Origin of the sequence: Flavobacterium rivuli WB 3.3-2 = DSM 21788 (assembly GCF_000378485.1) — a bacterium.
GTDB classification, from domain to species: domain Bacteria; phylum Bacteroidota; class Bacteroidia; order Flavobacteriales; family Flavobacteriaceae; genus Flavobacterium; species Flavobacterium rivuli.
Map to the genome: position 1 here is coordinate 18,390 of NZ_KB899971.1, position 17,507 is coordinate 35,896.

Genomic DNA, 17,507 nt, shown 5'->3' on the forward strand with positions numbered 1-17,507 from the left:
TTAACTAAATAGCTCAAGAATAGCATTACTACACAGAGTACAACCACTATCAATTTCAAATTAAAACAAAAAGTTGTTTATCTGTTATATAACAAACAATAAACAAAATATATTTAGACAGAATCTTTTATAAAGTGGGTTTTGGCGTCTTCGGGTATAGGAATGTAAAGACGGTGCCAGCTATCGCCTTCCAGCAACAGCCATGTATGCCCTGGCCCGTGAATATCTTCCGCTATGAGCAATATTCCGGGTTCTATTATAAACGAGTCGCCATTGGTAACCGTAAACTGTAGCTTGCCGGTAAGTGTAACCACAAACTGTTTTCGCGGCGCAGGGTGTGCCACCTTTTGATACGCCTCTATATGGGTCTGGGCAAAAAAACCTGTAACAGGTATGTGTGTGGTATTTGGCACAATACCAATTTGAAATGTACAGCTACCATCGGGCAGGTTGTACAGCCGTATGGTTTTTATATGAACGGGGGTATCTAAATTCATAAGTAGGGGGAAAACCGATTATTTAAAAGCTACCGTAATATCTTTTAGTAACTGGTTATCTATAATATTGGTTGGTAATTTAACGTGCAGTATGTTATTTTTTATTGTAGCTGTTCCCGCAACTAAGCGGTACGTTCCTGCTTTACCCCGGCAAAAGCATCTCACGGTAAAAAAAATATCATGCTCCCCTTCGCCTGTAAGGTTAGAGAGTTGGTTATCTGTTTCTACAACAACCTCTTCGCTGTAAAAATCATCCTGGTAAGCTGGGTTTTTTATCTTGTTGTAAGCATACACAAGCACCATTTTGCCCAGAGCATCCTGAAATTCATAATACGTACGGTTAAAACTATCGGTTTTAACAAGCAGGCTTTTGTCTTTCAACACTTTAAAAGTACAGGTGCCATCGGGCGGGCATTCACTCTCTATAGTATGTCTACCAGTTATGCCAGTATTGCCACCCTTTTGAGAAGAGCAGGCAAAGAGGATAACAGGGAGGATAATTAGCGCAAGCTTTTTCATAGCAATGGTTAAGCTGCTAAAATACGAATTTCAGTTTGGGTTGCAGCAAAGATTCCACTTTCTATTTTCTCAAAAATCGAACATGTAATAATCCGGTAGTCCGGATTATTTGCCGTTAAAATTACTCATAGTATCGGCCAGGCCCGATAACGTGAAGGATTTTATAGCCTCTACTGCCTTATCAAGCCTTTCGGGCAGTTTTGTTTTTTCTTCGTCTCCCCATTCGCCAAGCACGTAGCTTATCTGTTGGCCCTTTTTAAACTCGTCGCTTATACCAAACCTAAACCGTGGATAATCGCTGTTACCTAACAACTGCTGAATGCTTTTAAGCCCATTATGGCCACCATCGGTACCGCGGGGTTTAATGCGTATAGTACCAAACGGAATATTAAGGTCATCAGTAACTACGAGCAGGTTCTCTACCGGGATATTTTCTTTATCCAGCCAGTATTTTATAGCCTTACCGCTAAGGTTCATATAGGTATTAGGCTTAAGCAAAATAAGCGTTCGGCCCTTAAGCTTATAATCTGTTACTGCACCCAGTTTTGCCGTTTCAAAACTAAGGCCTTCCTGCTGTGCCAGGCGATCGAGTACTTTAAAGCCTATGTTGTGGCGGGTATTTACATATTCGGCGCCAATGTTGCCAAGGCCCGCAATAAGGTATTTTTTCATGGGGTCAATAGGTTCTGCTTTTTTAGTTGCAAAAAGTTGCGTAAGCCATTTCATGCCACAAAAATAAGATTTATTTTATAAGTAAGAATAGCTATAAAATCAAAAAAGCCCTCCAAACAAATGGAAAGCTTTTCATTGGTCTAACTACTAAACCTACCGCTCTCGCGGCATAAACAACACAACTGCGTTAAAGGCTTTTAAAAACCTTATTGGGGCAAAAAAGCCTTTCTTACGAAAGGCTTCTCCCAATTTAAGCGGTCTGGACGGGACTCGAACCCGCGACCCCGTGCGTGACAGGCACGTATTCTAACCAACTGAACTACCAAACCAGTGCTTTATTGCGGTTGCAAATATACAACACATTTTGAATCCTGCAAACGTTTTTGAAACAAAAACAGAACTTTATTTTATAAAATTATCCAAACTTTTGTTTTTCAACAAGGTACGTAGTTAATATTTTTTCAAATTTTTCATCTACCGATACCGGAACATACTTAATTTGATACTGCATACACGTTTCGGCTACCTTTTTAAAATAAACCGAAACAAGCTTTTCGTACTCTTCTTTTACATTTTCAGCAAAAAGGTTCACCTCTTCTCCACTTTCTATGTCTATAAACTTGCGGGGGGCGTTATCAAAATCAAAACCCAGCTCGGTTTTTTTATCTATCACATGAAACAATACTACTTTATGCTTGTTGTGCTTTAAATGTTGCAGGGCATTAAACAACGCCTCATCATTACCGGGCTGAAACATATCTGTAAATAATATGATCATAGACCGGCGGTGCATTTTTTGCGCTATCTGGTGTAAAAACGTAGTAGTATCGGTAGTTTTATTGTTTTTGGGTGCCGCCAGCATTCCTTCCAGCTTGTCTATAAGCATGCGGTGATGCCTGCCACTGCCTTTCTCGGGTGCATAATACTCGTACGTGTCAGAGTATATGCTTAACCCTACGGCATCGCGCTGGCGTTTAAGCAAATCCATAAGCACTGCCGAAGCCAGTACAGAAAAGCCTATTTTGTTTTCGTAAAACGGCTGCCCATCCTTTAGCTTAGGGTAATGCATAGACGATGAATTATCTATAATAAGGTGGCAGCGCAAGTTCGTTTCCTCCTCATAACGCTTAGAATACAACCTGTCGGTGCGGGCATACAGCTTCCAGTCGATACTCTTAGTGCTCTCGCCGGGATTGTATACTTTATGCTCGGCAAACTCAGCAGAGAACCCGTGAAACGGACTCTTATGCATCCCGGATATAAAGCCCTCCACGATTTGGTTGGCTAAAAGCTCCAGGTTTTTAAAAGCCGATATTTTTTCTAATTGCGAATCAATCTTCATAATTTCAAATGTAACGATTTTGCGCGAATAATTATAAAGAGGTGATATTTTGCGAATCCATCTAATCGCATTTTTGTTGTAGCTATGCTATCAATTGAATTTTCGAAACTATTTCGGCAACAGTTGTCATTTTCGAGGCACGAAGCAATCTTTTTAAGGCTTGAACTTTTTAGATTGCTTCGTGCCTCGCAATGACCAAACAGACCCTAAAAAGTTTCGGCTTGTTGTTGTTTTTCTATGTTAATATTTTTTTTTAAGCCGGCTCCCATAGTTCAATCTTATTTCCTTCAGGATCCAGGATATGTACAAACTTACCATAGTCGTAAGCAACTATATCGTCAAGCACGGTTACTCCGCTTTCTTTAAGCTGGCTAACAAGCCCTTCGATATTTTGCACCGTGTAATTAATCATGAATTCCTTTTTAGACGGCGCAAAATAATCGCTGCCCTGTTTAAAAGGGCTCCATTGCAGTGAATTTATTTGCTCAGAATTATTAATATCTCTCGACTCAAAAGTTGCGCCCCACTCATTGGTTTGTATACCAAGGTTCTTGCTGTACCAATCTCTCGTTTCTTTTGGGTCATTAGTAAAAAAGAAAATCCCTCCAACACCTGTTACTTTTGGTGTTGCATCATGAGTAGAAGCTGTGCTTGCCGTTTCGTTGTTTTGCTCTTCCATAATATTAAATTTTAGATTGCTGTTTTTCTCTTTAAAATTAATGAACTTATTAAGGTTACTATCAACCCGACAGGTAAGATTTCCATATACGTCATCATCGCATTAAAGAACGGGTTTTTATACATCTTTGCAAACTCTGCCATCTCCTGCGTTTCCTGTTTTATTTTTAGCTTGCTTGCACCGCTCGCCCTTAGTTCTTCGAGCGCATGTGCTGAATATTTCTCCATAAAATCAGGGATGAAAAAGAAATAATAAATAAGCCACGCCACTACATAAAAAGTAGAGGCAATTAAGGCAATCATAACCCCCAATTTAAATGCTTTCCCAAAGCTTATGATCCCGGCATTATACTTATCCCTGTAGTTACGGATGCCAACAAATACCAGTGAGAAGGCAATGAGCATTGAGGCATAACCAATGAGCATGCTCGAATTGTAATCGATACCGCCTTCGCAATGGCTTAAATTGTGCATACTAAACAGCATTAAAACAGAAACTATAATTCCTGCAATGACCCCGTAAATGATAATAGTTTTCTTCATTACTTTTTAATTTTGCATGCCCAAAAGTAGAAAATTCATAAGCTTTGCAGGTCATACTTTCGGCTATTTATAGATATACGACTGCTTATTTCATACTAAAGTATGAGACATTACGAAATGAGATGTAGCCGTTTGGCTTTCTCTACGGCCTGTATGCGCCGTTTAACATCTAACTTTTCGAAAAGATTTTGATTGTGTGTTTTTACAGTGCTTAACGACACAAAAAGTGTTGCTGCAATTTCCTGGTTGCTGTGCCCCTGTGCCAGTAAGTTTAATATTTCTAACTCTCTTTTAGTTATTTCGAGTTGAGATATTAGCGATACATCAGGAACAATGTTTTCATTGCTGTTTACACGAACTTCTTTTTCTACTACTATGGTTTCAATTTTTGGCTTTGAAAGTTTTAAGGCAAGCCATATTCCTAAAGCTGTAAAAAGAACCGCAATACATCCTGCGTAAATTTCGAATGAATGTGTAAATATTATATAACGAAGCTCTAACCATTTAAGAAAAAACAGGAGTATTGCCAAACTGATACTGTAAAGTATAGTGGATCTTTTCCTTTTAAATGTATTCTTAAAGTTAGTCATGTATCTATTTGCTTACCCAAATATAATTATTTTACCTTAAAAGAATCAGATTGCTTCGTGCCTCGCTATGACACTTTACCTGATATATATTTCGTGTAATTTGTGGCTAAAAACAAAAAGCCCCAACTTTCGTTAGGGCTTCTGTATAATATATCAGGTAGCTGATTATAGTAATGCGTCTATTGCAGCAGTGTAAGTTTGTTTTGGAGCAACACCTACCTGGCGGCCTACTACTTCTCCGTTTTGGAAAACTAATACAGTAGGAATGTTCCTTATACCGTATTTTGCAGCAAACTCCTGGTTAGCGTCTACATCTACTTTACCTACTACAGCTTTACCTTCGTATTCCTGACCTATTTCTTCAATGATTGGGCCTACCATTCTACATGGTCCACACCATGCAGCCCAAAAATCTACTAATACAGGTTTATCTGATTTCAATACTAACTCTTCAAAAGTAGCATCTGTTATTGCTTGTGCCATTATCGTTGTATGTTAATTGTTGTTGTAAAATTACATACAAAATTAAACAATTATATCTAAATGTAAAGTTAAACCTATTGCTTTTGCTTATAGCACCATAATTAAAAGCAATTTACTAATTCAGCTTAAAGTTAACCTGCAATCTGTCAAGCTCATGCAAAAGGTCTGTCGAAATTTTCACTTTCATTTTGCGGCTTGGCATTACAAGCCTGGTTACTACCTGAACATCTTCTACATCAGTCATTACCGGTTCGTTAACCTCTTCATCGTAATTCTCATCGTTTTCATCGTCCGACACCTCTTTTACCGGAGCCGCAGCCGATTGTACCGCCACCTGCTTGGTAATTTTATTAAGTTCCATAACCTCAAAAGTAATTGGGTTATCGCCGCGGTTTACATTAAATAACTGATGCAAACTGGCAACAAGCTGTTCCTGCAATTCAGCCACGTTAAGCATTATGGTTAGCTTCTTGGCAGCAGTTTCGAGCACATCCTGAAGCTGGCTGATGCCAATAAACTGCAGTCTCGGCTCTCCTTTTTTACCTTCCTGGTTTGTCCAGCCTTCACGCACCATTAATTTGATATGCGCAAAGTTGCTGTTTATTAAAAAATGCCTGAATTTTAGGTATTCCTCCCCATATATTTTAAACTCGTGGCTCTCGTCATAACCTTCAAGCAGGAATGTAGCCCAGCCTTTATTATTCTTGGTTACCCTGTGTTGCACATTAGATATTATACCCCCAAAACTTAAACTCTTGTTTACCTGTTGCTCCAGGTTTTTAAGGGCTTCCAGCCTTGCATTGCAAAAATATTTAATCTCGAACCTGTAATCATCCAGCGGATGGCCCGATATGTAAATACCTACCACATCTTTTTCGCGGGCAAGTTTTTCCATCGTGCTCCATTCTTCACACGGCGGCACTACAGGTTCGGGTATCTGCACATCGCTGGCCTCGCCAAAAAGGCTTACCTGAGATGAATTCTCGTTTTCCTGAAACTTAGAACCATAGCGTATTGCCTTTTCTAAAAAGGTAATATTCTCGCTGTTATCCATGTGGAAATACTGCGCCCTGTGCGTATTGTTAAAACAATCGAAACCACCGGCAAGCGCAAGGTTTTCAAACGCTTTTTTATTAGCTGCACGCAGGTCGAGCCTTTTGGCCAAATCAAATATAGACTTGTAATGGCCGGTCTTTCTGCTCTCTACAATTGTTGCCACCGCTCCGGCACCCACACCTTTTACAGCACCCATACCAAAACGTACGGCATTATAATCGTTTACGGTAAATTTATAGAACGACTCATTAACATCGGGGCCTAAAACCTCAAGCCCCATGCGCTTACACTCTTCCATGAAGAAAGTAACCTGTTTAATGTCGTTCATGTTATTACTCAATACCGCTGCCATATATTCGGCAGGGTAATGCGCCTTAAGATAAGCAGTTTGGTAAGCTACCCATGCATAACAGGTAGAGTGGCTTTTGTTAAAGGCGTAACTTGCAAACGCCTCCCAGTCTTTCCATATCTTTTCGAGCACTTTGGCGTCATGCCCTTTTTCTGCTGCCTGGGCAACAAACTTGGGTTTCATTTTATCCAGTACATCCTTTTGTTTTTTACCCATTGCTTTACGCAAAACGTCGGCCTCACCTTTGGTGAAACCGGCAAGTTTTTGCGACAGGAGCATCACCTGTTCCTGATACACTGTAATACCGTAAGTTTCTTTAAGGTATTCTTCGCAGGCATCAAGGTCATACTGTATGGGCTCCTCGCCATTTTTACGGCGAACGAAGCTTGGTATGTATTCTAACGGACCCGGGCGGTACAGGGCGTTCATGGCAATAAGGTCGGCAAATACGGTAGGCTTAAGGTCCTTCATGTACTTTTGCATACCGGGCGACTCGTACTGGAAAACCCCTACTGTTTCCCCCCTCTGGAAGAGTTCGTATGTTTTTACATCATCAATGGGAAAAGTTTCCGGATCGAGATCTATGTTTCTTTTATATTTTACCAGCTTTACGGTATCCTTAATAAGGGTTAATGTTTTTAACCCCAGGAAGTCCATCTTAAGCAGCCCCGCACTCTCTACCACCGAGTTATCAAACTGGGTAACATAAAGATCTGAATCTTTGGCAACCGAAACCGGAACGAAATTTGTAATATCCGAAGGGGTAATGATAACCCCGCAGGCGTGGATACCGGTATTACGTAAGGACCCTTCAAGCACTTTTGCCTGCTGTATGGTTTCGCCGGTAAGGTCCTGGCCGGTAGCCATAGCAATAAGCTCTACCACCTTTTCATATTCTTCAGATCGCAGTGCCGCCTTTAAGGCATTGGTATCTAACGAAAATATTTTTGCCAGCTTAAGGTTAGGGATAAGCTTGGCTATTTTATCAGCTTCAAATAATGGTAGATCAAGCACACGGGCGGTATCACGAATAGACGATTTTGCCGCCATGGTACCATAAGTAATAATCTGTGCCACCTGGCTCGCGCCATATTTATTAATAACGTAGTCCATTACACTGCTGCGGCCCTCGTCATCAAAGTCGATATCAATATCGGGCATCGATACACGGTCAGGATTAAGAAAACGCTCAAAAAGGAGGTCGTACTTAATAGGGTCAATGTTGGTTATCCATAGGCAATAAGCCACGGCGCTTCCTGCCGCCGACCCCCTGCCCGGCCCAACCGATACGCCCATTCTTCGCGCTTCGGCAATAAAATCCTGTACAATAAGGAAGTATCCGGGGTAACCGCTGTTCTCTATTGTTTTTAGTTCGAAGTCGAGACGCTCCCGAATATCATCGGTAATTTCGCCATAGCGTTTTTTAGCTCCCTCATAAGTAAGATTTCTCAGGAAATTGTTTTCCCCCCTTTTACCACCATCAGCCTCATCTTCAACTACTAAAAATTCTTCCGGAATATCAAATTTAGGGAGCAGTACATCACGGTACAGCGAATACGTTTCTACCTTATCTACAATATCCTGAATATTTACAATAGCATCCGGCACATCGGCAAAGAGCTTTTTCATCTCGCCGCCCGGCTTAAAGTAATATTCGCTGTTGGGCAGCCCAAAACGGAAACCACGGCCGCGCCCCTTAGGGGTAGCCAGTTTTTCGCCGTCTTTTACACACAATAAAATATCGTGGGCATGGCTGTCTTCTTTATTAACGTAATAGGTATTGTTTGTAGCTACAAGTTTTACATTGTTCTTACGTGCCAGCTTTATCAGTGTTTCGTTTACACGGTTCTCGTCTTCCTGTCCGTGGCGCATAATTTCCATGTACAGGTCGTCGCCAAATTCAGCTTTCCACCATAGCAGTGCTTCTTCGGCCTGGTTCTCACCCATGTTAAGCACCTTGTTAGGCACTTCACCATACAGGTTACCGGTAAGCACCATGATATCTTCTTTATACTGCTGAATAACAGCACGGTCTATACGCGGTACATAATAAAAGCCCTGCGTATAGGCTATAGACGACATTTTTGCCAGATTGTGGTAGCCCTTTTTGTTTTTGGCAAGCAACACTACCTGGTAGCCATTGTCTTTACGGGATTTATCTTTGTGGTTTTCGCACACAAAAAACTCCACACCCACAATGGGTTTAACTACAGTCTCCGTAGGCTGTTCTCCAGCCTCTACCGCAGCTTTGTTTTTAGCTTCTGCAGCTTTATTATGATTAAAAACAGCACTCACAAAATGGAATGCCCCCATCATGTTGGCATGATCGGTCATGGCAACGGCAGGCATGCGGTGCTTTGCAGCCGCCTTAACAAGGTCGGGCACGCTAATGGTACTTTGCAGTACGCTAAATTGTGTATGGTTATGCAAATGCACAAAGTCTACATCAGCAAGATCCTGCTTAACAACAGGCGCGGTGTACTGTACGGCTTCGGCTCCTTTAAGTTTTTCAAGTCGTTTACGAACCTCTTCAGATGCCTGCTTAAGATTAATGTGCTTAAGCCCTATAAGCTGTATAGGCTGTGGGTTCTTTGTCCTGAAATCATGAAAATATTCAGGATAGGCATCCAGTTCTTTATGAGTATAGGTTTCCCTCTTTACCAGTTCAAGAAAGCAACGGGTGGTTGCCTCAACGTCGGCAGTGGCATTGTGCGCTTCAGAGAAAGGTTCGCTAAAAAGGTATTCGTGCAGCTCTGTAAGCGTAGGCAGTTTAAACCTGCCGCCACGACCTCCCGGAAGTTTTAGCATCTCGGCAGTAATCTCAGTACAGGTATCCAGCACTTTCATAGCAGCCAGCGGACTATCTACACCATGACGGTGAAATTCGCTACCCATAATATTTACGTCGAAGCCTACATTCTGGCCTACAATAAATTTAGATTTACTAAGCGCAATATTAAATTTCTCCAGCACTTCAGCTAAAGAAATTCCCTGTTCTAATGCAAGATCGGTAGAGATACCGTGAATACGTTCGGCATCATAGGGTATATTAAAGCCGTCCGGCCTTACCATAAAATCGTAGTTCTCTATAAGGCCGCCCATCTCGTCGTGCAGCTGCCATGCTATCTGTATACAGCGGGGCCAGTTATCGGTATCGGTAATTGGGGCATCCCAGCGCTTGGGTAATCCGGTTGTTTCAGTGTCAAATATCAGGTACATACAACTATGGATTTTTTATTATGTAGTAAACAAAAATCAGGCTATAAAGCCTGACATCAAAAATACGATATTTTACAGAAACAGGGAAATTGAATTATGAACAAAGATATAAACCCATGATTGTTTAGTGGACGATTTCACATTCCAGCATTTGTGCAAAACTAAATGCTCTTATCTTTTCATTGCCCTTATTACAGCATTGGTTCGCCTGTCAGCATACATTCTGTTGAGTGCTGTAACAGCCCATATAAAAGCAGGTATCCACCCTATTAGGGTAAGCTGTAATATAAGGCATATTATACCCGATAGTATTTTACCCTGCAAAAACAACGACAGCCACGGGAAGAAAAATGCAATAATGTACCTCATTTGATTTTTTGTTTTGATGATGATCGCTAATGTAGAAAATAAAATGACAGGTGAATTAATCGTAAACAAAAAAATGCCCCGCTGCGAACGGGGCATTTTACTATAACCAAACCTTTTTATTTATCGCGCTGCAACAGCCTCAACAAACGTTTTGTTGTTGTACTTAGTTACAAGCGTGAAATTTTTAGCCGTTGTAGACTTAATGTTGAACCTTTTTGCAAGTGTTTGCTCACCGTTTACAGTTTCGCTGTACACTTCGTTATTGTTATCATCATACATTTTTATTTCTACGGGCGATTTTCCGTTGTTTAGGATGCTTACTGTTACAATACCATCTTTAGTAAATACTACCGGTTTGTAAGTTTCGGCAACTACAGTACCTGCAACCGTAGCAGTAGTACCATTAATTGTAATTTCATGACGTGAAACTTTAGTTGCAGTTTCAGTCTCTAAAAAATAAGTACCTGCAGGTAAAGCAGTAAGATCGTAAGTCCTGGTAATTTTACCGTCTTTGCTTTTTAGTGTTTCGTTAAAAACCTCTCCACCATCAGTATTAAAGATAGAAACATGTACGTTTTTAGCCTCGTTAATTGCAAAGCTTATTACTTTACCAGATTTTACACTTACAGAGAAGTTACCATCATTAGCGCGCATTGTAAACGCAGTAAAAAACACTACCAATGCTAAACCGAATTTCATTACATTTTTCATATCTATATTCTTTATGTTGTTTTCTAAATTTCTATACTGTAAAGTTACACACATACACTCTTTACCAGCACATCTATATTTTCATATATCTATGCTATATTAACTTTACGAAAACGTTTTTTAGTTAAATTAAGTCAATTTACGTGTTATTTAAGTATCTTTGTAGTGCAAATCAGGGAGTAAAATGAAAACATTAAAGCCAAGTTTTGAGGTAATTGAGCCATCTTTTGGCAGTTCGTTTACCTATACAAGTTATGTGCAAAATGCAAACATACGCTCGCATGTATGGCATTACCACCCGGAAGTAGAGTTAGTATTTGTAAACGGAGGGGCAGGCAAACGACAGATAGGCAGCCATATATCCTATTATAATGATGGCGACCTTATACTTATAGGCAGTAACCTGCCCCACTGCGGCTTTACCGACGATACTACCGGCAACACCCACGAAACGGTTATACAAATGAAACCCGATTTTCTTGGTGAGGGTTTTATGCAATTACCGGAGACTAAAAATTTAGCTGGCATTTTTGAACGGGCCAAACGTGGCATTGCCTTTAGCCCCGAAACCCGCAAAGCCGTAGGAGAAAAACTGGAGGCAATGGAAGAGATGATGCCCTTTGAAAGGCTGCTGGGAATGATACATGTGCTTAACGAACTGGAACAGGCAACTGATTATAAAGTACTTAATGCTGAAGGGTTTGCCCTGGAAACACAGGTACAGGATAACGACCGTATTAATATGGTATTTAATTATGTAAAAGATAATTTTAAGAACCCAATTACGCTCGATGATATAGCCGAAAGGGCGAGCATGACCGTGCCTTCTTTTTGCCGCTACTTTAAAAAAATGACACGTAAAACCTTTGTGCAGTTTGTGAACGAATACCGAGTGGTACATGCCTGCAAACTATTGGCAGAAAATACTATGAGCATTGCCGATGTATCTTATGAAAGCGGGTTTAACAACTTTAGCCATTTTAATAAATCGTTTAAAGAAGTTACCGGCAGGAATGCCTCGCAATACAGGCATGAGTTGCGTAATGTAGTGGCAGATTAAAGAAGTGATCAGTATACAGTCGCAGTATTCTGGCAGCACTCAACACCAGCCCTATCCTTAGGAGACATTGCGGGTAAGTTGTCTAAAAATCCAACAATCTAATATCCAATAATCCTTCTAAACCACCTTTAACCCTAAGTCGCGGTAAGGCTGTAGTTTTTCGTTATCGCTGTCGGCCTCCGTTATTAATACGTCTACTTTAGTAATAGGGCAAATAAAGAACGATTCGGCAGTATCAATTTTTTCGAGGGTAGATAGCGCAATAATTTGTTGCGAGTTCTCTACCATATTCCGCTTTACAAGGCTGTCTTCATAACTGCGTGCCGTAAGGCCTATAGTGTGAATGCTGCTTACCCCAAAAAAGTAAATATTAGCCCGCACATTCCTTATAGTATCTATAGCCTGCTGACCTATAGTAGTAAAAGCCGTTTTATAAAGGCGCCCACCTGCAAATATTACCTCGGCGTTAGGGTGGTCTTCCAGTACATCAGCTACCGGGAAACTGTTTGTTACAACCTGTATCTTTAAATCCCTGGGTAGCATTTGCGCTACCGCAAGTACAGATGTACCCCCATCCATAAAAATAGTCTGCCCGTTTTTAAGGAACGGTATTGCCTTCTCTGCCATGCGCAGTTTATGGCTTACATCATATTTTTCGCGGTCGCGGTAATGCTGCGGTATGGTAGATGTGGGAATGGCACCACCCCTTACTGCTTTTAGTAACCCCTGCACATCCAGCTCTTTAATATCGCGGCGCACCGTATCTTCAGATACGTTAAGTATGCGACTCATCTCTGTAAGCTGCACCTTATTATCTTTTGTAAGTTGCTCTAATATTAACTGCAGGCGTTCTTCTTTAACCATGACCCAATATATTTACGGCAAAGATACAGAAATTTAATATTGCAAAACTTTGCAATTTGTTGCAATATATTGCGACTATTGCGTTATCTTTGTTGCAAAATATAGCAATTATGAAATCAGGTAAAAAAACCATCGCAATTGATATGGACGGTGTAATAGCCGATGTTGAGAAACATTATATCGATTGGTACGAAAGAGATTACGGTGTACGAATAGACCGAAAGACAATGGAAGGCTTAATGGAGCATGAAGCTATGCCCGAAAAAGGAGCTATTATGAAATTTTTAACCACGCCGGGATTCTTCAGGACTGTACCGGTTATGGAAGGAGCAGTTGAAGCTGTAAAGGACCTTATGCACGATTATGAAGTGTACATAGTATCGGCAGCAATGGAGTTCCCATTATCATTATACGAAAAACACCAATGGCTTGCAGAGCATTTCCCATTCATCAGCTGGAAGAACATTATTTTTTGTGGTGATAAAAGTGTTATTGATACCGACTTTTTAATTGATGACCACCTCAAAAATCTTGATTTTTGCAAAGGCAAGGCACTTATGTTTACTGCTTTTCATAACGTTAAGCACAATACTCACCAAAGGGTAAACAACTGGAAAGAAATACCAACTGTAGTGCGCGACCTTACCGAGATACGATCTAAGGTTAAAAAAATTGCTGTGCCGCCAGTTCCCGAAAACAGGCCAAGATGGTAATAGCGTAATTACCCGTTAGGACTTTTTATACCGTATACCTTTAAATCTTTATTAAAGTATACCAAGTTGTTTGCTCTTTATTTTGTGTTTATAAGTATTTACTTAAATTTGGTAAAAATATAAACCGAAATGAAAGAGCAGTTTAAAAAGTTCCTAAACGAAGAGCAGGATCCTAAGGCAATAGAGAAAATTACCACTAAGCTTAACGACCTGCTGATGAAGAATGAGGAAGTAGGCTACATCGGTGTACAAAAAAGGCCTGCCATAAATGTTTTTCCGGATAGTATTGTGCTTACCAATAAGCGCATTATTATGTGTAAACCCAAAAACCTGGGGCTTTCTATGGATTTTACAGATTATCCGTGGAGCCTTATATCCGGGGCTTTTGTAAAAGAAAACATTTTAGGTTCTGAATTTTCATTTACTACAAATACAGATATTACGGTATCTATAGAATATATCCCTAAAATACAGGCACGCAAAATTTATACGTTTGCCAAGGAGCAACTGGAGTTACTTAAAGAACCCCAAACGCCTCCTGCTGCTGTTATACCGGAACCTGTAAAGGCTGTTGAAGAAGACCGCGAACTACAAAAACCGGATCCGCTTCCCTTAAATATTAATGATGACATTGCAGATGATGGCGTTGAAGAAGTAGAAACCGAAGAGGTTACTAATTTTGCAGAGATAATTAACTCCGGTTTACAGCCATCGCAGTCTTACTATACCGAAAAGCCTGAACCACCTGTTGCCGAAGAAAAGCCCGCTGCCAAAGGCGGCCTTGCCGAACTGAGCAAGGAAGAGCTTTTTGAAAAACTGCAAAACTATAAGAAGTTATTAGACAACGGCCTTATACTGCAAGGCGAATATGATACTTTTAAGAAAGAAATATTAAGCTATTTGTAATTCAAACATTTTAGAGTAGGCATGTTTGAGTGAAGCTAAGGCCTTAAACTTCGTTGCGTTAAACAAATTACAAGTTGAGGTGTTAAAAATCATTTGCTGTTTGAGCGTAGCGAGTTCAAATGATTTAGCCGAAGCTTATAATTTGTAGCATAAGAAGTTAGAGCCTTGAATTTTTGCTTCTTTTGTTTCAAGACAAAAGAAGATATAAAACATTTCAGGTAGCTAAAGTATAATCAAAAGCACAAAACCAAACAATGGATGCATTTGTAACATCAACCATAAAAAATGGCATAGGTACCATTACCTTTTTTCACCCGCAGGGTAACTCAATGCCATCGGCGCAATTAGCAAAACTTACTGCCGAAATTGAAAAACTGGGTAACGATACTACCGTAAAAGTTATTGTATTAAAAAGTGAAGGCGACAGGGCTTTTTGTGCCGGAGCCTCTTTTGATGAACTTACTGCTATTACAGATATAGAAACGGGTAAAGCCTTTTTCTCCGGCTTTGCCAATGTTATAAATGCCATGCGCAAAACACCTAAATTTGTTATTGCCCGAATTCAGGGTAAGGCTGTAGGCGGCGGTGTGGGCATTGCTGCGGCTGCAGATTATACCTTTGCAACAAATGCCGCGGAGGTTAAGCTGAGCGAGCTTACTATAGGCATAGGCCCATTTGTTATAAGCCCTGCTGTAGAGCGCAAAACAGGCACTACAGCTTTTATGGAAATGTCGCTTAATGCAACCGATTTTTATCCTGCACAATGGGCACAGCAAAAAGGCTTATTTGCAGAAGTTTTCGACTCTGTTGCTGAAATGGATAATGCTGTTGATACACTCGCAACAAAACTTGCCGGTTACAATCCTGATGCCATGCAGTTATTAAAACAGGTTGCCTGGGAAAATGCCAGCCATTGGGATATCCTTTTACAGGAAAGAGCCGAAATGAGCGGCAAACTTGTGCTATCAGATTTTACGATAAAAGCATTAGAGGCTTTTAAGGCAAAATAATTCAACTGGATTTAGCTTAACAATAAACACAAACAACCCCTTATCTAAAATTTAAATAAGGGGTTGTTTGTATAGGCAAAGAAAGCATTATATTATTGTTGCAGTAAAGTAAGTATTTTTTGGTTTACCGCCTCACTGTCCCAAATATGCTCTATATCTTCCATTTTCATAACCTCATCCATAATTGCCTTTTGCCTGTCGCCAAGCGCCAGTGCCTCGCTGTATGGGCGAAAGCTAAACGTAACGCGGCTGTAAAGCGGCAGCCATTTATCGGGGTATTTTTCAGAGAAGTGTTTTTCTATCTTTTTTTGCAGGTGAAATTTATCATCGGCAGTCTTAGAGCTCATTTCCATAAAATTGCGGTATGACAGCTCTGCAATAGCATCGGCATTAGGCTTACGGCTCTTTTCATATTCTTTAAATATGGTAGTCCAGTCGTCGCCATACTGCTGTATCATTTGGTTTAGTATGGTAATATCTTCAAAACCGGCATTCATACCGTGGCCATAAAAAGGCACAATAGCATGGCATGCGTCGCCTATCAGGGCAACCTTATCTTCAAAAGTCCACGGGTAGCACTTCATGGTAACCAGGGTGCTGGTAGGGTTTTTAAAAAAGTCTTCTACAAGGTTAGGTATTACATCAAGCGTAGACGGAAAATGCTCTGCAAAAAAGTCTTTAAGAGTGTCTTTATCTTTTAAGCTGTCGAAAGAATTCTCACCCTCAAAAGGCATAAAGAGCGTACAGGTAAAACTGCCGTCTGTATTAGGCATGGCAATAAGCATAAAAGCCTGCTTGGGCCATATATGAAACGAATTTTTATCAAGCTTATGGGTACCATCTGCATTGGCTGGTATATTAAGTTCCTTATATCCCATATTTAAAAATTCCTGAGAATAGTTAAACATGCTCTGGCGCTGCATGCGGTGGCGAACGCGTGAGAATGCGCCATCTGCCCCAAAAACCTTATCGTATTTTAAATCGCTCCATGCCCCTTTTTCAGTTTCACCGGTTTGTAATGTAGCATTAGGCATGTCTACGTCCCAAACGCGGGTTTCAAAAAAGAACTCTACACCTTCCTCTTCAGCAAGGTCTACCATTTTACGGTTAAGCAGCCCGCGGGATATTGAGTAAATACTCTCACCCTCTTTACCATAATACTGGTAATTAAGTGCCTGCCCCACGTGTATGGCCCGTTTATCCATAGGTATGGCAAGTGGCCTTATTGCGTCGCCCAGGCCTACTTCATCCAGCGCGCGCCAACCGCGGTCTGACATGGCAAGGTTAATGGAGCGTCCTGAAAATTGTATTTTCCTGATATCCGGGCTACGGTCGTAAACATGAACGGTATGGCCCGCTCTTTTAAGGTATATTGCAAGTAAAGATCCTACTAAGCCCGATCCTACAACTGCAATTTTTAAGGAAGTCTGCATGAATGTAACAATTCTGTAAAGCCTTACAAAAATAGGTATTTAATTTTGAGGGGGCTTTTTTTTACCCATTTATTTGCAACATTCTAATTAAGAAAACTTTGGCTATTAAAGGATTCTTAATTAATTAACAACCGTTCCTGCTAATAAGTAATTTTACTGAACTAACTTTTAAATATAAAACATCATGAGAGATTTAATCTGGTTAATCGCTGTAATCCTCCTTATTGGCTGGGCAGTTGGGTATTTCGCATTTGGACAAGTTGTAGGTAGCTTTATCCACGTATTGTTAGTATTAGCTATTATTGCTGTTCTTTACAGACTTGCTACAGGTAGAAGGCCGTAAACATAAATACGCATTACACCTTTAAAACCTTGCACAAGAAAAGACAAAAAATCCCCGATTGGGGATTTTTTTATGAAATCAGGTTACAAAAAAAGCCGCCTCGTGTTGGGGAAACACTAAGGCGGCTTTACGAACAATACAATTAACAAA

The 17,507-nt window shown here is 40.5% G+C and carries 18 protein-coding genes and 1 tRNA gene; 5 read left to right on the top strand and 14 right to left on the bottom strand.

From position 1 onward, the window contains the following. Positions 1-113 precede the first annotated feature (113 nt). The 12 genes from F565_RS0113095 to F565_RS22415 form a co-directional block, all read right to left on the bottom strand. Positions 114-497 (bottom strand): cupin domain-containing protein, encoded by a 384-nt coding sequence (locus tag F565_RS0113095; protein ID WP_020213694.1) that lies wholly within the window; start codon positions 495-497, stop codon positions 114-116. Positions 498-515: 18 nt separating this feature from the next. Then, positions 516-1,016: a hypothetical protein gene (locus tag F565_RS0113100; RefSeq protein WP_020213695.1), complete on the bottom strand. Its 501-nt coding sequence runs from the start codon at positions 1,014-1,016 to the stop codon at positions 516-518. Positions 1,017-1,121: 105 nt separating this feature from the next. Further along, positions 1,122-1,742 carry an aminoacyl-tRNA hydrolase gene (gene pth / locus F565_RS0113105; protein WP_020213696.1) on the bottom strand — a complete coding sequence of 207 codons (621 nt, stop codon included), beginning with the start codon at positions 1,740-1,742 and terminating at the stop codon, positions 1,122-1,124. Between the two features lie 201 nt (positions 1,743-1,943). Next, positions 1,944-2,017 (bottom strand) — tRNA-Asp (locus tag F565_RS0113110). Between the two features lie 86 nt (positions 2,018-2,103). Then, a complete protein-coding gene (locus tag F565_RS0113115; protein WP_020213697.1) occupies positions 2,104-3,030 on the bottom strand; it encodes a DUF58 domain-containing protein in 927 nt (308 codons plus the stop codon). Between the two features lie 253 nt (positions 3,031-3,283). Next, positions 3,284-3,709 carry a VOC family protein gene (locus F565_RS0113120; protein WP_020213698.1) on the bottom strand — a complete coding sequence of 142 codons (426 nt, stop codon included), beginning with the start codon at positions 3,707-3,709 and terminating at the stop codon, positions 3,284-3,286. An 11-nt stretch (positions 3,710-3,720) separates the two neighbouring features. Beyond that, the gene (locus tag F565_RS0113125) at positions 3,721-4,251 is read right to left on the bottom strand and encodes a DUF4199 domain-containing protein (RefSeq protein ID WP_020213699.1); all 531 of its coding nucleotides are present in this window, start codon (positions 4,249-4,251) and stop codon (positions 3,721-3,723) included. A 110-nt stretch (positions 4,252-4,361) separates the two neighbouring features. Next, positions 4,362-4,841, bottom strand: coding sequence for a response regulator transcription factor (locus tag F565_RS0113130; protein WP_020213700.1), 480 nt, complete (start codon positions 4,839-4,841; stop codon positions 4,362-4,364). A 165-nt stretch (positions 4,842-5,006) separates the two neighbouring features. Next, positions 5,007-5,324 (bottom strand): thioredoxin, encoded by a 318-nt coding sequence (gene trxA / locus F565_RS0113135; protein ID WP_020213701.1) that lies wholly within the window; start codon positions 5,322-5,324, stop codon positions 5,007-5,009. Between the two features lie 115 nt (positions 5,325-5,439). Further along, positions 5,440-9,948 carry a DNA polymerase III subunit alpha gene (gene dnaE, locus F565_RS0113140; protein ID WP_020213702.1) on the bottom strand — a complete coding sequence of 1,503 codons (4,509 nt, stop codon included), beginning with the start codon at positions 9,946-9,948 and terminating at the stop codon, positions 5,440-5,442. A gap of 171 nt (positions 9,949-10,119) precedes the next feature. Then, entirely contained in the window at positions 10,120-10,317 is a 198-nt protein-coding gene (locus tag F565_RS0113145) for a YqaE/Pmp3 family membrane protein (protein ID WP_020213703.1), read from the bottom strand. A gap of 120 nt (positions 10,318-10,437) precedes the next feature. Continuing rightward, positions 10,438-11,028: a T9SS type A sorting domain-containing protein gene (locus tag F565_RS22415; RefSeq protein ID WP_020213704.1), complete on the bottom strand. Its 591-nt coding sequence runs from the start codon at positions 11,026-11,028 to the stop codon at positions 10,438-10,440. A 184-nt stretch (positions 11,029-11,212) separates the two neighbouring features. On the opposite strand from F565_RS22415, the gene F565_RS0113155 reads away from it, so the two are divergent. Beyond that, positions 11,213-12,088 carry an AraC family transcriptional regulator gene (locus F565_RS0113155; RefSeq protein WP_020213705.1) on the top strand — a complete coding sequence of 292 codons (876 nt, stop codon included), beginning with the start codon at positions 11,213-11,215 and terminating at the stop codon, positions 12,086-12,088. A 117-nt stretch (positions 12,089-12,205) separates the two neighbouring features. Here the strand turns inward: F565_RS0113155 and F565_RS0113160 are convergent, their stop codons facing one another. Continuing rightward, a complete protein-coding gene (locus tag F565_RS0113160; protein WP_020213706.1) occupies positions 12,206-12,952 on the bottom strand; it encodes a DeoR/GlpR family DNA-binding transcription regulator in 747 nt (248 codons plus the stop codon). A gap of 110 nt (positions 12,953-13,062) precedes the next feature. Between F565_RS0113160 and F565_RS21635 the strand changes: the two genes are divergently transcribed. From F565_RS21635 to F565_RS0113175, 3 genes are all read left to right on the top strand, one after another. After that, complete coding sequence (locus F565_RS21635; protein WP_020213707.1) at positions 13,063-13,665, top strand: 5' nucleotidase, NT5C type; 603 nt, start codon at positions 13,063-13,065, stop codon at positions 13,663-13,665. A 129-nt stretch (positions 13,666-13,794) separates the two neighbouring features. Continuing rightward, positions 13,795-14,571, top strand: coding sequence for a PH domain-containing protein (locus tag F565_RS0113170; protein ID WP_020213708.1), 777 nt, complete (start codon positions 13,795-13,797; stop codon positions 14,569-14,571). 254 nt (positions 14,572-14,825) lie between these two features. After that, positions 14,826-15,581 (top strand): enoyl-CoA hydratase/isomerase family protein, encoded by a 756-nt coding sequence (locus tag F565_RS0113175; protein ID WP_020213709.1) that lies wholly within the window; start codon positions 14,826-14,828, stop codon positions 15,579-15,581. Between the two features lie 92 nt (positions 15,582-15,673). Here F565_RS0113175 and F565_RS0113180 read toward each other — a convergent pair whose 3' ends face one another. Beyond that, complete coding sequence (locus F565_RS0113180) at positions 15,674-17,014, bottom strand: FAD-dependent oxidoreductase (RefSeq protein WP_020213710.1); 1,341 nt, start codon at positions 17,012-17,014, stop codon at positions 15,674-15,676. 184 nt (positions 17,015-17,198) lie between these two features. On the opposite strand from F565_RS0113180, the gene F565_RS22870 reads away from it, so the two are divergent. Beyond that, positions 17,199-17,357 carry a lmo0937 family membrane protein gene (locus F565_RS22870; protein WP_020213711.1) on the top strand — a complete coding sequence of 53 codons (159 nt, stop codon included), beginning with the start codon at positions 17,199-17,201 and terminating at the stop codon, positions 17,355-17,357. Positions 17,358-17,507: the final 150 nt, after the last annotated feature.